This window comes from Serratia sp. Z4, from assembly GCF_009900725.1.
Classification (GTDB): Bacteria; Pseudomonadota; Gammaproteobacteria; order Enterobacterales; family Enterobacteriaceae; genus Serratia; species Serratia nematodiphila.
The window spans coordinates 1,163,608-1,178,836 of record NZ_JAAABD010000001.1 but is presented as its reverse complement, the minus strand read 5'-3'; the positions used below and the strand labels follow the sequence as shown (position 1 = coordinate 1,178,836).

The following is a 15,229-nucleotide window of genomic DNA, read 5'->3' as shown; positions in this document are numbered from 1 at the left end:
TTTGTTGTTATCGATCGGCGGTCGCGCTATTTGTTGATGAAATAGCTGTCTTCCACCGTCACTTTTAAAATGACTTTTTTTACCTTGCCGCTTTCTTTGAAGCGGTGAGCCTGGTGGTTTTCGAAGATCACCACGTTGCCTTTGCCAACCCGGCGCCTCTCGCCTTCGCCGCTGAAAAACTCGCGGTCGGTTTCGTCCTGATAGGGCGCCACCGTCGTCAGCGCCCGTTTGTCGGCGACTTCGACGATCTCTTCTCCCTCGAGGTAGTAGTGCACGTCGAAGTAGCGGCGGTTGCCTTCCAGCCAGCCGTGCTGCCGGCCGGCGCCGACGCTCAGCCGATAGGTCAGCGAGTCGCCGATCGAATGGCACACGTTCGGGCTGATGCGATCGACATTGGCGATCGCCTCCATGCAGCGCAGCCATTTCTTGCCGCTGTGATAAATGCGCTGAAACTCCGTCAGGGATTCGAGAATGATCATGCGTTTTCCTCCGCAGACTGCGGGTGATGAGGGGCCGGCGCGAAGTCATAACCGGCGAGCGCGGCGCCGTCCGTTTGCCGGCCGTCGAACGGCACCAGCGTGAAGCCGTAGCTGAACGGCGCCAGATAGACCCGGTGGGTGTCCAGCACCTCGGAACCCCAGGAGTTGGAGCCGAGGCCAAGCACCTGATCGTCCAGGTTCAGCGTCAGGCAATCGTCAGGCTCCAGCTCGTTGATGTGCTGGGCCTGATGCAGCATCTCGGCGCTGTACGGCCACAGGCTGAAGTTGATCGGCCGCCGCGGTTGGATGAAGATCCCCTTGCCCGCCGCGTCCTGCAGGCTCAGCCAGCGCACGTCCTGCCGATTGCCGTTGTCCTGCGGGAACGGATAGTGTTCGAACAGCGCATCGGCGCGCTGCCGGTAGCGGCCGATAAGGTTGGCCCGGCAGCTGTCGCGGTAGTTCTCACCCGGCCCGCGGCCGTAGTATTCCACCTGCTCGAAGCGGCGGCTGATGCCGAAATCGAGACCGATTTTCGGGATCACCTGCCGGAAATCGCCGTAAGGCTCCCCGGCCAGATCCAGGCTGACACAGCCCTGCGGAGAGATGCGCCAGCGATAGGTGCAGCGCATGCCGAAGTCGAACACCGGCGGCGCGATCAGGCTGCGCACCTCGATCAGCAGATCGTCCCCCTGCCATTGCCGGCTAAGGCGGCGGAAATGCTGTTGCATGATGGGGAAGTGATACGGCAGCCAAATCCCCTCATATTCCTGTTTATGGTTATCGATCACCGGTTTGAAGAAGGTGATGCGCGGCGCGCGTCCCACTATTTCTTCATCGTCTACCCGCCACGACAGCAGTTCGCCGCTCAGCAGCGAGAACACCAGCTGGAACCGGCCGCCGCTGACGAGCAGCTGATGATTTTCCTCGCGGCATTGCAGCGCCGGCGCATCGACCACCGGTGGAGTCGGTAGCCGCGTCGTCGCCTGGCGCAGATGCTGGTAATGCCCCAGCCGCTGGCCGCTCTCGCTGTAGCGGGTGGCGCTGTCTTTATGCACCGCCACGTCGATCAGCGTTTCCCCCTGCCCCAGCGCCAGCACCGGCAGGTGCATGTCTTCACTCTCGCCCGGCTGCAGATGCGGCAGCTTGAATTCGTAACTCGCCACCTTGCGGCCGTCGGTCTTGACGCTGACCTTCAGCGTGATGTCCGCCAGCGAGCTGAACCAGTAGCGGTTTTTCACCCGCAGCACGTCGCCTGCGCCTTCTTCCGCCGTCACTTCCACCGGGCACAGCACCTGCTGATATTCACGCAGGCCGGGGCCGGGGCGCTGGTCCGGGTAGATCAGGCCGTCCATGCAGAAGTTGTAGTTGTTCGGGAAGTCGCCGTAATCGCCGCCGTACTGGTAGCGCTCGCGCCCCTGCTCGTCGTGGCTCAGCAGACCGTGATCGCACCATTCCCAGATATAGTGCCCCTGCAAACTGGCGTGACGGTTGAACACCGACTGGTATTCGAACAGCCCGCCGGGGCCGTTGCCCATGGCGTGGGCGTATTCACACAGAATGCGCGGTTTGGGGTGCGGGTATTCACCGAAGGCGTTCATCATCGCCACGCGGGAATACATGGTGCTGATCACGTCGGTCACTTCGGCGTCGCGGTCTTCTTCGTAGTGGATGAGGCGGGTCGGATCGAGCGCCTTGCAGCGCCGGGCCATGGCGCGAATGTTGCACCCGTAGCCGGACTCGTTGCCGAGCGACCAGATGATGATCGACGGGTGGTTTTTCTGCGCCGCCACGTGGCGCTCGATGCGCTCGACGTAAGCCTGCTCCCAGCGCGGATCGTCGGTAATGCGGCTCAGATCGCCAACGTTGGCAAAGCCGTGGCTCTCCAGATCGGTCTCCGCCATCACAAACAGGCCATAGAGATCGCACAGCTCGTAAAAACGCGGATCGTTGGGATAATGGGCGGTGCGCACCGAGTTGATGTTGTGCTGTTTCATCAGCACGATGTCGCGCTCCATCCGCGCCATATCGACGGCGCGCCCTTTTCGGTGATCGTGATCGTGGCGGTTGACGCCGTGCAGTTTGAGGTAACGCCCGTTGACGTACATCAGCCCGTCGCGCACCGCGATCTCGCGGAAGCCCACCCGCTGCGGCACCACGCCCAGCAGGTTGCCGGCGCTGTCATACAGGCTGAGCAACAGCTGATACAGATAGGGATTTTCCGCATTCCACTGCTGCGGGCGGCTGACCGGCAGCTCGAAACGGCAGATCAGCGCCCGCTCGATGCGCAGATCGTCGCGCCACTGCTCCGCCACGCAGCGATCGCCGTCGAACAGCTGCGCCTGCAGGCGGCAGCCCTCGGCGGCCGGCGATCCGAGATGGCGCAGCTCGGCGTCGATCGCCAACTGCGCGTCGCAATAGCGCTCATCGAAGGTGGTGACCAGCGTCAGGTCGTGAAGGTGAGTGGCGCTCTGGCCGATCAGATAAACGTCGCGAAAGATGCCGGCCATCCACCACATGTCCTGATCTTCGATGTAGGTGGAATCGGCCCACTGCATCACCCGCACCGACAGCAGGTTCTCGCCCTGCCGCACATAGGGGCTGATGTCGAATTCGGCGCACAGTCGGCTGCCCTTGCTGAAGCCGACATAGCCGCCGTTGACGTACACCTCGAAGTAGGTTTCCACGCCGTCGAATTTGATCAGCACTTGCTGGTCCCGCCAGCCGGCGTCGAGCGTAAAGTGGCGCTGATAGGCGCCGGTGGGGTTGTTGGTCGGCACGTAAGGCACGTCGATCGGAAACGGGAAGCCCTCATCGGTATACTGCAGGTGGCCGTGCCCTTCCAGCTGCCACATGCCCGGCACCGCCATATCGCCCCAGTCGCTCATCGGCTCACGGTAAAACGCCGCCGGCACCTGCGCCGGGTGCTCGAAGAACCGAAAGCGCCAGCGGCCGCTCAGCAGCTGGAAACGCCGGCTGGCGTTGCGATCGAAGCTCAGCGCCTGCTCGGAGTCCGCGTAGCTGAAGAAGCTCGCGCGCGGCGCCAACCGGTGCTCCGACTGTTTTTCAATGTTTTCCCAATTATTCACGTCACGTCTCCCGACACCTGTGCAATGCGGAAACGATAGTAAATATTTAGTAAAAACTACAGCCGATATTTACCAAATGACGACAGGATCACAATAAATCTCAAATGCCTTTTTTTATCATGACGTTAATTTTGAGCGCCAACGCCCCCCGCCGAGGCGGGGGGCGGTCAGGCGACGGTGGTGTCACGCAGCTGCAGCGAGCTGGGAACGAAGATCGACAGCGGGACGGCGCGCTCATCGCGCAGCCGCTCCGCCAGCAGGTTGACGGCCTGTGCGCCCATGGTTTCCGAAGGGATGCGCACCGTGGACAAGGCGGGATAATAAAGCGGGCGGTGGGAATGTCGTTGACGCTGATTAACGCGATCTGCCCCGGCACCTGAATGCCGTGTTCATGCAGCGCGCGCAGCACGCCGATGGCGATCGAATCGGTCGCCACCAGCAGCGCCGGCGGATAGCCATTCTTGCTCTGCAACATCGCTTTGGCGCACTGGTAGCCCGACTGGCTGCTGAAATCGCCGTGGTAAATATCCTGCGGCCGCACCACGTTTTGCTGCCGGCCATACTCGACGAACGCCTGCTCGCGCTGGTCGATGCCGGCCGGATGGTCGCGCCCGCCGATAAAGCCGATGCGCTGATAGCCACGGCCGATGAAGTAATCGATCACCTTGCGGCTGATCTTGTACAGGTCGACATTGACGCAGTCGAAACGCTCATCGTCCACCACGCCGTCGATAAACACCACCGGCGTTTCCTGCTGCCTGAGCTGCTCATACAGCGCGGGCTGTGGCCGGCCGATCACCAGCAGGCCGTCGGCCGCCGGCAGCGCCTTGTCGCCGGTAAAGTCGTAACCGGCGCTCAACATCACGCCCAGTTTTTCGCACTGCGTTTCGATGCCGTAGCGCATCGCCAGGTAATAGGGATCGTTGATCTCCACACCCTGCGTATAGGTGAACAGCGCGGCGAATTGCAGGCGTTGCCCACTTTGCCGTTTGGAAGGCGCAATCTTGTATTCGAGGCGCTCCGCCGCTTCCAGGATCTTCTGGCGGGTTTGCGCCTTCACGCTCAGGGTGGGGTCGTCATTCAACACGCGCGAAACGGTGGCGACGGACACATTAGCGGCTTCAGCAATTTCCTTCAGTGTGGCCATAGAGTCCCAATGCACAGACGAAAAACGGTAGCTTAATCGGATAGCGGCGCAACGTACAGTGCCGCCCGCCCCTCTCTTCCCAGACCGGGCCGGCGCTCGCTCATACAAACCGCTGCCGGGCGCCTGCAGCGAAAGATACCCATTTCACCCGTTGTGATCAAGTTAACGATTTACTGATTAAAGCGTATTTTTTACTAAATATTTTACTAATATACCTGCCGTTTACCGCCCGCGACCGGGCGGACTTTATCTCTTCTCCCAAGGAGCCGGGAGCGACCTTGCGTGAGCCGCCGTTCGACTGACGCGCCGATCCATCCAACACCAGGCACATGCCCCATGACATCAATAAATCATCACGCCCTGTTGCCCTTGTTACTGATACTCAGCGCGCCGGTCTGGGCGGCGCAGGAACCCGTTACCCCGGCGGAGCGCAATCAGCTGCCGCCGCCGCCGTTGCCCGAAACCGCCGCGACCGCCCTGCGCTTTTACGGCGAGCTCGGCATCGGCGGCAGCGTCTATTTGAACGGCGAACATCAACATAAATACAGCGACGGCACCTACATCGAAGGCGGCCTCGAGATCAAACAGGGCCATTGGTTCGGCCTGATTTACGGCGAGGGCTGGACCGTGCAGGCCGACAGCCAGGGCCACGCCTGGACGCCCGGACACGGCTGGGGCGGCTTCGAGGGGGGCCTGAACCGTTTCTACGGCGGTTACCGTACCGATGACGGCACCGAGATGATGCTCAGCGTACGCAACGACTCGTCGCTCGACGATCTGCAATGGTGGGGCGACTTCACGCCGGAGTACGGCTACGTGATCCCCAACACCCGCGATCTCAGCTACGCCGCCAAGCTGCAAAACCTGACCGGGCGCTTTCGCTACAGCGTGACGGCGGCGCCGGAAAGCCGCATCGACGAGAGCAAGGCGCTGCTGCACTTCGGCAAATACGACCGCTACTCCGACAAATACACCTACCGGGCGATGATCAACGGCTACACCCAGTACGATCTGCAGGACGGTCTGACGCTGCTGAACGGCCTGGAGGTGACCGACGGCCTGGGGCAGCTGTTTCTGCTGGGGCTGCGCGGCAAACACCTGGCCGGCCGCGTCTGGCACCACACTGGCAAAGGCGACAGCGGCGGCCATCCCGGCAGCGAATCGGGCCTGATGCTCAGCGCGATGACGGAAACCGCCAAAGGGCTGTACCTCTCCACCGCCTACAGCTACGCCCGCCACCGGTTTGATAACGCGGCGGATACCGCCACCTCCTACGCCCAGTTCGGCGTCTGGTACGAATATGCCGGCGGTAAGCTGGCCACCGCGCTGGACAGCAAATTCTTTATGCGCAATGACAGCACCGGCGCCAGCAACTCGGTGTTTCTGATGCAATATTTCTATTGGTAACCGTTGAGGCCCCTACGATGAACATGACTCCCCTGACGCCGCTGGCCACCGCCCTCACCCTCGCGCTGACGCTGGCGGGCTGCGCGCCGAAAACGCCCGCCGCCCCACAGGCCGAACGCTACCCAAACGTTATCGATCGCCACGGCGCGCCGCATTTTATGCTCGACTACGACTTCGACGATCATCAACGCTTCAACCCGTTCTTCGATCTCGGCGCCTGGCATGGCCACCTGTTGCCGAGCGGCCCGGAAGGCATGGGCGGTTTCCCCGGCCCGGCGCTGCTGACCGAAGAATACATCAACTTTATGGCCAACAATTTCGATCGGCTCAGCGTATATCGCAACGGCAAGCCGGTGTCTTTCACCATGACGGCCTACAGCCTGCCCGGCGCCCTGGTGCAGCGGCTCAGCGCGCCGGGAGTTACCGTCAACCTGACGCTGCGCTTCGCCAGTGCGCGCACCTCGCTGCTGGAGACGCAAATTATCACCGATGCGCCGCTGGAGCTGGTGTGGGATGGCGAATTGCTGGAGCGCTACGCGGCCAAAGAGCAAAAACCGCAGCCGCCGGCGACCCTCGAACAGGCGTTTCCGAACTACACGCGCCGCATTGTGCCGACGGCGGACGGCCTGCGCGTCACCTTCGGCAAGGTGCGTGCGCCGTCGCAGCTGATGACCTCCGGCCAGTCCGAGTATCAGATCCATAAATCGCTGCCGCAGCGCACCACGGTCGACGGCCACCGCTTCCGCGCCACGGCGCGCATCGCCGGCACCACCACGCTGTACACCACCTATTCGCACCTGCTCACCGCCGACGAGGCGCAGCGCGAACAGCGCGCTATCGCCGACATCCTCGCTCACCCGCAGCGCTATATGGCCGCATCGGCCCAGCGTTGGGAACGCTATCTCGCCGCCGGGCTCCGCAACCCGCACGCCACGGCGGAACAAACGCGTGTGGCGGTCAAAGCGATAGAAACGCTGAACGGCAACTGGCGCGGCGCCGCCGGGGCGATGAAGTTCGACTCGGTCACCCCGTCGGTCACCGGGCGCTGGTTCTCCGGCAACCAGACCTGGCCGTGGGACACCTGGAAACAGGCCTACGCCATGGCGCACTTCAACCCGGACGTGGCCAAGGACAACATTCGCGCGGTGTTCGCCTACCAGATCCGGCCGGGCGACGCTTTGCGGCCGTGGGACGCCGGTTTCCTGCCCGACCTTATCGCCTACAACCCCAGCCCGGAGCGCGGCGGCGACGGCGGCAACTGGAACGAACGCAACACCAAGCCGAGCCTGGCGGCCTGGGCGGTGATGGAGGTCTATCGCGTCACCGGCGATAAGGGCTGGCTGGCGGAGATGTACCCGAAGCTGGTGGCTTACCATGACTGGTGGCTGCGCAACCGCGATCACAACGGCAACGGCGTGCCGGAGTACGGCGCCACCCGCGACAAAGCGCACAATACGCCCGACGGGCGCATGCTGTTTACCGTCAAACGCGGGCAACGCGAGCAAACGCTGGCCGGCCTCGACAACTACGATCGCATCGTGCGCGAGGGGCATTACGACAGCATCGCGATCCCGGCGCAGACCGCCGCCTCCTGGGAGTCGGGCCGTGACGATGCGGCGGTATTCGGCTTTATCGATCCGGATCAATTGGCGCGCTACGTGGCGCAGGGCGGCAAACGCGAAGACTGGCAGGTGAAATTCGCCGAAAACCGCGCGCCGGACGGCACGCTGCTCGGCTACTCGCTGCTGCAGGAGTCGGTGGATCAGGCCAGCTATATGTACAGCGACAACCGCTACCTGGCGGAGATGGCCGATATTCTGGGCCGCGGCGCGGAAGCCGCCGCCTTCCGCGCCAAAGCCGACCGGCTGGCGGCCTACATCAACACCTGCATGTTCGATAAACAGAGCGGTTTCTTCTACGACATCCGCATCGAAAGCCGGCCGTTGGCCAACGGCTGCGCCGGCAAACCGATCGTCGAACGCGGCAAAGGGCCGGAAGGCTGGTCGCCGCTGTTCAACGGCGCCGCCAGCCAGCCGCACGCCGATGCGGTGGTCAGGGTGATGAAGGATCCGCGCGAGTTCAATACCTACGTGCCGCTCGGCACCGCGGCGCTGACCAACCCGGCGTTCGGCGCGGACATCTACTGGCGCGGCCGCGTGTGGGTCGATCAGTTGTATTTCGGCCTCAAGGGCATGGAACGCTACGGCTATCGCGACGACGCGGTAGCGATGGCGCAGGCCTTCTTCCGCCACGCCGACGGCCTGGTCGCCGACGGGCCGATCCGCGAGAACTACAACCCGCTCACCGGCAAACAGCAAGGCGCGCCGAACTTCTCCTGGAGCGCGGCGCATCTGTACATGTTGTATAACGACTTCTTCACGCAATAAGCCGCGGCGGCCACCGCCATCGTTGCCCGGCGGTGGCCCGCGTTTATGATCGGATCGGGATCACCAGCACGTCGATATTCAGCTGGTTGATGGCGTTGCGGGTAGAAGAAAACAGGTTGCTCCACAGATCGTGGTGATGGCCGAACACCAGAAGATCGATGTTCTTGTCCACGACCGCCGTGCGCAGTTCGTCAACGAAGCCGCCGCGCCCGATAATCACTTCCGCGATCGGATAATTGACGTTTTGCGTGGTGGGTTCCAGCTCTTTGCGGATCTTCTCTTCGAACGGCACGCCGTCATAACTGCGCTCCGAAAAGCCGATCGCCGCGTGGTAGGTGTCGTAGTGGACGTCCACATAGATCAGCGAGAGTTTGGCCTGCAGCGCCTCCGCCAGCAACGCCCCTTTTTCGACCAGCCGTTTGCCGTCATCGCTCAGATCGGTGGCGATGACAATATGGTGGTAACACATAGCGCCTCCTGTCATGGACTCGGTTGAGCCGAGGCTCCGATATCACGCTGGGGTCATATCGTTATGATTAATTTTAGTTCAGAAATGGCGCTCGTGGCGGGAGGTGATGCAGTGGGAAAGCCCCGTCGCCGGGGCTGAAGGCAAAAAATTATTTCTCGCGCTGTGCCTCAAACCAGACGTTGCACAGCGACAGGATCAGCGTGTTGGCGTCTTTCACCAGCACGTTATCGCCGGGCACCCCATCGGTGCCCTGATCGGTGATGCCTTTGATGGCGGTATCCGCGTGCTGAATGGCCACGCGCTCGACCGACGGCGTGCTGATGCCCAGCATCGGGAAATCGATGTAGGAGCTGCTGCCGGCGTTGTCCTCGACGAACTCCTGCGCTTCTACGGTGCTGACGGTGGCCCCTTCGCTTTTCAGCGCCGTGCCGTTCCAGCTGAACGCATCCGCTTTGTAGCTGATTTTACCGCCGATCAGGCTCTGCGCCTGCTGTTGATCCCAGCAGCCGGTGGTCTGGGTCGGCACGATCTTGCTGACGCGCCAGTTACCCAGCAGCTGTTTGGGGATCGGCCCGGTATCGCTTTCCGCCGCCCGAACCTGAGTCGCCGAGACGCAGGCCAACACCACCAGCGGCAGCAGCGCCTTGCTCCAAGTGTTCAATCGCATTGTCTTTTCCTTCGTTTCAGTACCCAGTCTGCCCTCGCGGGCCAACGGCTATCATAATAAGCCCGCCGATTCGCCGTCAAAACAATCCGCACCGCGCGGTGCGGCGGCCGCTCATAGCTAATCGCTATGAGTCATAGTGAATCAGTATTTTGTTTTAGCCCAGCGATTACCTACAGTCACTGCCACTATTCTGCCCGCCAAAATTAGCAGGCAATGTTGACAAGGACCCTGGGAAAATGACATTTACGCTGAAAAACCTCACCCTGGCGCTGGCCGCCGCCGGCACGCTGCTGCTGACCGCCTGCGGCCCAACCGCACAGGACGATCACCACATCAAGGTCGGCATCAGCGCCGGTATCGATCAGTCGCTGTGGGCGGTGGTGCAAAAGGTCGCCAAGCAGAAATACGATCTGGACGTGGAGGTGGTGACCTTCAACGACTACGTGCTGCCGAACGAAGCGCTGAACAACGGCGATCTGGACGTCAACGCCTTCCAGCACAAACCGTATCTGGACAAGCAGATGCAGGAGCGCGGCTACAAACTGGCGGCGGTGGGCAACACCTTCGTCTACCCGATCGCCGGCTATTCGAAGAAGATAACCGCACTCAGCCAGCTGCCGGACGGCGCGCAGGTGGCGGTGCCGAACGATCCGACCAACCTGGGCCGCTCGCTGTTGCTGTTGCAAAAACAGGGGCTGATCACCCTGAAAGAGGGCGTCGGCCTGCTGCCGACCGCGCTGGACATCGTCAGCAACCCGAAAAAGCTGAAGATCGTCGAGATTGAAGCGCCGCAGCTGCCGCGCGCGCTGGACGACCAACAGGTGACGCTGGCGATCATCAACACCAACTATTCCAGCCAGATTGGCCTGTCGCCGGCCAAGGACGGGCTGTTTGTCGAAGACAAAAACTCGCCTTACGTCAACATTTTCGCCAGCCGCATCGACAACAAAGACAGCGAGAAAGTGAAGGATCTGGTCAAGGCCTATCAGACCGACGAAGTGGCGGCCAGCGCCGCCGAAATTTACAAAGGCGACGCCGTCAAAGGCTGGTAACGCTCTCCCGTATGCCCGTGGCGCCAGGCCACGGGCCATGCCAACCTCAGCCGCGCTGAATGGACACGCCGCCGTCCACCAGCATCGCGGTGCCGGTGACAAATGAGGAGGCGTCAGACGCCAAATACAGCGCCGCCTGCGCGATCTCCTCCGGCATCGCCAGCCGCTTCAGCGCGTGCAGGTCGGCCACCTGCGCCAAGGCTTCCGGGGTATTGCTCATCTGCCGCCCCATCGCCGTATCGGTGCCTCCCGGCAGCAGCGCGTTCACCCGAATGCCGCGCCCGCCAAACTCCACCGCCAGCGCCTGCGTCAGGCCGATCAGCCCCGATTTGCCGGCCGCATAGGCCGCCGTGCCGGGAAACGCCGCGGTGTGGCCGACGAACGTGGAGGTGAAGATCACCGAGCCCGCGCCGCGCGCCAGCATGGCGGGAATTTGATGCCTGGCGCCGTAATAGGCGCTGGACAGGTTAGTTTCCAGCACCTCGCGCCATTCTGACGCGCTGAGCGCCAGCGACGGCCCCAGCGGCCCCAACGTGCCGGCGTTGTTGAAGGCGATATCCAGGCCGCCGAATTCGTCGACCGCCGTCGCCGTCAGCCGTTCGGCGAAGGCTTCATCGCGCACGTCACCCGCCACCGCCAATGCCCGGCCGCCCTCGCGCCGAATGTCCTCCACCAGCTCGGCCAACAGCGGCGCGCGCCGGGCGCCCAACACCAGCGCCGCCCCCTGCCGGGCGAACAGCAGCGCCGCCGCTTTGCCGATCCCTGAACTGGCGCCGCCGATCACCGCCACCTTGCCGTTTAATGCGTTCATCGCTCATCCTCACGCTGTTTAAAGATCCTCAGTGTGAGGCAAGGTTCGACGCCGCGCTGGCCGCAAGCGGACATGCAATTGGCGCAATAAAAAAGGCGCTGCAAGCAGCGCCCCGGCAACGCGGATCCGACGGCGAACTCACGGTTTGGCCGCGTATTTCTCCTGATTGGCCGGCGTCACCAGCTCGAATGGAATCCAGTAATACGGCTCAAGCTTTTCGCCGTTGATCATGCGCTGCGCCACCTCGACCGAGGCCTTGCCCTGGCCGATCGCGTCCTGGAACACCGTGACCTGCATCTTGCCGGAGGCCAGCGCCTTGAGGCCGTCCGGCGTGGCGTCGATGCCGCCGATCAGCACTTTCTTGTCCGCCTTGCCCGCCTGCTGCAGCGCCATGATCGCGCCGATCGCCATCTCGTCGTTGTTGGCGGCGACGATGTCGATCGCTTCGCCGTTGGTCAGCCAGTTCATCATCAGATCCATGCCTTCACTGCGTGAATAGTTGGCGCTCTGCTTCTGCACCACCTTCATGTTCGGGTATTTGGCCACCACCTGCTCCACGTCTTTGGTGCGCTGCAGCGCGCCGGCGTCGGTCAGGTTGCCGATCATCACCGCCACGTTGCCCTGATAGTTGGCCAGCCGCGCCAACTCTTCCATTTGCAGCGTGCCGGACTCCCGCTCGTCGGAGCCGACGAACACCACGCCCTGAGGCAGTTTGGCGTCGCCCGGCGTGCGGTTCACGTACACCAGCGGCACGCCGGCGGCCTGCACCATTTTGGTCATTACCGGCGTGCTGGCCGAGTTGACCGGATCGACGATAATCGCGTCCACCCCGGCGCTGATAAAGCTTTGCACCTGGTCGGTCTGGCGGCCGACGTCGCCGCGCGCGTCCTCGAACTGCACGGTAATGCCGCGCGCCTTGGCCTCCTTGTCGATCGCCTGGCGGATAATGGTGAGGAAGTTCTGGTCGAAATAGGCCATCGATACGCCGATGGTTTGCGCCCATGCCGGGGTGGACGCACACAGCGCCACCGCCAGCCACAGCCCTTTCAGGTAATTCATGATGTGCCCCCCGGTAAAAAAACACCGCCGGCCAACCCTGGCGCCGGCGGCAATTCACGGCAATCAGTGTTTCTTGCGGTTGCGACGCATGTCGATCGACACGGCGGCGACGATAATCACGCCTTTGATGATGTCCTGAATGTAAGAATCGACGCCGATAAAGGTGAAGCCGCTTTTGATAAGGCCGAGGATCACCGCGCCGATCAGCGTGCCGGTGATGCGCCCGACGCCGCCCATCAGGCTGCTGCCGCCGATCACCGCCGCGGCGATGGCGTCCAGCTCGTACGACATCCCCATGCTCGACTGGCCGCTGCTGACGCGCGCCGCCAGCACCACGCCCGCCAGTCCCGCCAACCCGCCGGCGATGGTGTAAACCGTCACCAGATATTTGTTGACGTTGATGCCGGACACCCGCGCCGAGGTCATGTTGCCGCCGATGGCGTAGATGTATTTGCCGTAGCGGGTGTGTTTGAGCGCGATATGGAAGATCACCGCAATCACCAGGAAGATGATCACCGGCATCGCGCCCTGGCCGATTGACGTGAAGCCGTCCGACAGGAAGCTGACCGGGTTACCCTTGGTGTAGTACTGCGCCAGACCGCGCGCCGATACCATCATCCCCAGCGTGGCGATGAACGGCGGAATGCCGGTGCGGGTGATCAGGAAGCCGTTGATAAAGCCGCAGACAATGCCCACCCCAATCCCCGCGCCGATCGGGATCGCCGCCGGCAGATCGAGCAGCCCCGGGTACATCGGCGAAATGCTGTCCGAGGTCTGCGCCAGGCTGGCCGCCACCACCGCAGTCAGCGCAATCAGCGAACCGGAGGAGAGATCGATGCCGGTGGTGATGATCACCTGGGTGACGCCCACCGCGATGATGCCGATGATCGCCACCTGCAGCACGATCAGCAGCAGGCGGTTCGGGTTAAGCAGGAACGACTGATCGCGCATGTACCAGCCGAGGATTTCGAAGACCAGCGCGATGCCGAGCATCACGATGAAGATGCCGGTATCCTTCGGCATTTTGCCGCTCAGCCCGGAGAACAGCGTTCCCTTGCTCGTTGAATCGGCGGAGAGCGGCTTCTCAATCTTTACGTTACTCATGATGTTCACCCTTCGTTATTCTGAGGCCAGCGCCAGGATCTTTTCCTGGTCCGCGTCGTCTTTGTCCAAAATGCCGGTGATGCGGCCGCCGTGCATCACCATCACCCGGTCGCTCATGCCGAGGATCTCCGGCAGCTCGGAGGAGACCAGAATGATGGCGACGCCGCGGTTGGCCAGCTCGCTGATCAGGCGGTAGATTTCCGCTTTGGCTCCCACGTCGATGCCGCGCGTCGGTTCGTCGAGGATCAGGATTTTCGGCTGCGCCAGCAGCCAGCGCGCAATCAGCACCTTCTGTTGGTTGCCGCCGCTGAGGTTATTGATGATCTGATCCATGGTCGGCGTTTTGATGTTGAGCTTTTTGATCTGATCCATGCAGTCTTTGGCCATCTGCACGTGGCTGACGAAACCGTTCTTGCCGATGTATTCCGACAGGTTGACGATGCTCATGTTCTCGACCACCGACAGCACCAAAAACAGGCCGGATTTTTTGCGGTCTTCGGTGAGGAACGCCAACCCGCTCTCGATCGCCTTCGCCGGGGAATCGACCTTCACCGCCTGGCCCTCGATAAAGATCTCGCCGCCTTCCGCCGGGTGCATGCCGAACAGGCTTTCCATCACTTCGCTGCGCCCGGCGCCCACCAGCCCGGCGACGCCGAGGATCTCGCCGCGTTTGACGCTGAACGACACGTCGTGGAACCAGCCGCTGCGGCGCAGCCCCGCCACCCGCAGCACTTCCTCGCCGATATTGTTGTTGAATTTGGGGAACATCTGCGTCAGTTCACGCCCCACCATCATGGTGATCAGCGACTGTTTGGTCAGATTTTCGGTCTTGTCGCAGGCGATGAAAGTGCCGTCGCGGAAAATGCTCACTTCGTCGGTGATGGCGAAGATCTCGTCCATCTTGTGGCTGATATAGATGATGCCTTTGCCCTGCTCGCGCAGTTCGCGGATGATGGCGAACAGGTGCACCACTTCACCTTCGGTCAGCGCCGAGGTCGGTTCGTCCATGATCAATACGTCGGCGTTGTAGGACACCGCCTTGGCGATCTCCACCATCTGCTGGTTGGCGATGCTCAGTTCGCCCACCAGCGTGTCCGGCTGCAGTTTGATGTTCAGCCGCGCCAGCAGCTCGCGGGTGTTCTCGTTCAGCTGCTCGTGGTTGACGAACCCCAACCGCGCCGGCTCGCGCCCCAGCCAGATGTTTTCCGCTACCGTCATATAAGGCACCAGGTTCAGCTCCTGGTGGATCATGGAAATGCCCGAATGCAGCGCCTGCAGCGTGTCGCTGAAGGTGACCGGCCGGCCTTTGATTTTTATCGAGCCTTCATCCGGGTGGTAGATGCCGATCAGGCATTTCATCAGCGTCGATTTGCCTGCGCCGTTTTCCCCCATCAGCGCGTGCACGCTGCCGGGTTTGATTTTAATCGAGACCTTATCCAGCGCTTTGACGCCGGGGAACTGCTTGCTGATGCCTTCGGCCTCAAGAACATAAGGGTACATACCGCTTACCTCCGCACTGACCCACGTTTTCCGCCGCGCTCGCCCCACACCGGCGCCCGCG

Annotated in this window: 11 protein-coding genes and 1 pseudogene; 3 read left to right on the top strand and 9 right to left on the bottom strand. The window is 62.2% G+C overall.

Features of this window, described 5'->3' with window-relative positions:
- Positions 1-26: 26 nt before the first annotated feature.
- From GT753_RS05880 to ebgR, 3 genes and pseudogenes are all read right to left on the bottom strand, one after another.
- Positions 27-479, bottom strand: a complete 453-nt coding sequence (locus GT753_RS05880; RefSeq protein ID WP_015377553.1) for a beta-galactosidase subunit beta — start codon at positions 477-479, stop codon at positions 27-29.
- The gene (gene ebgA / locus GT753_RS05875) at positions 476-3,565 is read right to left on the bottom strand and encodes a beta-galactosidase subunit alpha (RefSeq protein WP_015377552.1); all 3,090 of its coding nucleotides are present in this window, start codon (positions 3,563-3,565) and stop codon (positions 476-478) included. The genes GT753_RS05880 and ebgA overlap by 4 nt, the downstream gene beginning before the upstream one ends.
- 167 nt (positions 3,566-3,732) lie before the next feature.
- Positions 3,733-4,712, bottom strand: a pseudogene (gene ebgR / locus GT753_RS05870) (transcriptional regulator EbgR).
- Positions 4,713-5,048: 336 nt separating this feature from the next.
- Here ebgR and ygjJ point away from each other — a divergent pair.
- A complete protein-coding gene (gene ygjJ / locus GT753_RS05865; RefSeq protein ID WP_021504841.1) occupies positions 5,049-6,119 on the top strand; it encodes a protein YgjJ in 1,071 nt (356 codons plus the stop codon).
- 17 nt (positions 6,120-6,136) lie between these two features.
- A complete protein-coding gene (ygjK, locus tag GT753_RS05860) occupies positions 6,137-8,506 on the top strand; it encodes an alpha-glucosidase (RefSeq protein ID WP_160125376.1) in 2,370 nt (789 codons plus the stop codon).
- A 43-nt stretch (positions 8,507-8,549) separates the two neighbouring features.
- On the opposite strand, the gene GT753_RS05855 is transcribed toward ygjK, so the two are convergent.
- Both GT753_RS05855 and GT753_RS05850 read right to left on the bottom strand, forming a co-directional pair.
- Positions 8,550-8,975 (bottom strand): universal stress protein, encoded by a 426-nt coding sequence (locus tag GT753_RS05855; RefSeq protein ID WP_015377548.1) that lies wholly within the window; start codon positions 8,973-8,975, stop codon positions 8,550-8,552.
- 148 nt (positions 8,976-9,123) lie between these two features.
- The gene (locus tag GT753_RS05850; protein ID WP_015377547.1) at positions 9,124-9,642 is read right to left on the bottom strand and encodes a hypothetical protein; all 519 of its coding nucleotides are present in this window, start codon (positions 9,640-9,642) and stop codon (positions 9,124-9,126) included.
- 236 nt (positions 9,643-9,878) lie between these two features.
- Between GT753_RS05850 and metQ the strand changes: the two genes are divergently transcribed.
- A complete protein-coding gene (gene metQ, locus GT753_RS05845) occupies positions 9,879-10,694 on the top strand; it encodes a methionine ABC transporter substrate-binding lipoprotein MetQ (RefSeq protein ID WP_048322963.1) in 816 nt (271 codons plus the stop codon).
- Positions 10,695-10,740: 46 nt separating this feature from the next.
- Here metQ and GT753_RS05840 read toward each other — a convergent pair whose 3' ends face one another.
- The 4 genes from GT753_RS05840 to GT753_RS05825 all read right to left on the bottom strand — a co-directional run bounded on the left by GT753_RS05840 (position 10,741) and on the right by GT753_RS05825 (position 15,168).
- Complete coding sequence (locus tag GT753_RS05840; RefSeq protein WP_004940984.1) at positions 10,741-11,505, bottom strand: SDR family oxidoreductase; 765 nt, start codon at positions 11,503-11,505, stop codon at positions 10,741-10,743.
- Positions 11,506-11,643: 138 nt separating this feature from the next.
- Positions 11,644-12,564 carry a sugar ABC transporter substrate-binding protein gene (locus GT753_RS05835; protein WP_004940980.1) on the bottom strand — a complete coding sequence of 307 codons (921 nt, stop codon included), beginning with the start codon at positions 12,562-12,564 and terminating at the stop codon, positions 11,644-11,646.
- A gap of 63 nt (positions 12,565-12,627) precedes the next feature.
- Positions 12,628-13,668: an ABC transporter permease gene (locus GT753_RS05830; protein ID WP_004940978.1), complete on the bottom strand. Its 1,041-nt coding sequence runs from the start codon at positions 13,666-13,668 to the stop codon at positions 12,628-12,630.
- A gap of 15 nt (positions 13,669-13,683) precedes the next feature.
- Positions 13,684-15,168: a sugar ABC transporter ATP-binding protein gene (locus GT753_RS05825; RefSeq protein ID WP_015377545.1), complete on the bottom strand. Its 1,485-nt coding sequence runs from the start codon at positions 15,166-15,168 to the stop codon at positions 13,684-13,686.
- Between the last annotated feature and the right edge of the window lie 61 nt (positions 15,169-15,229).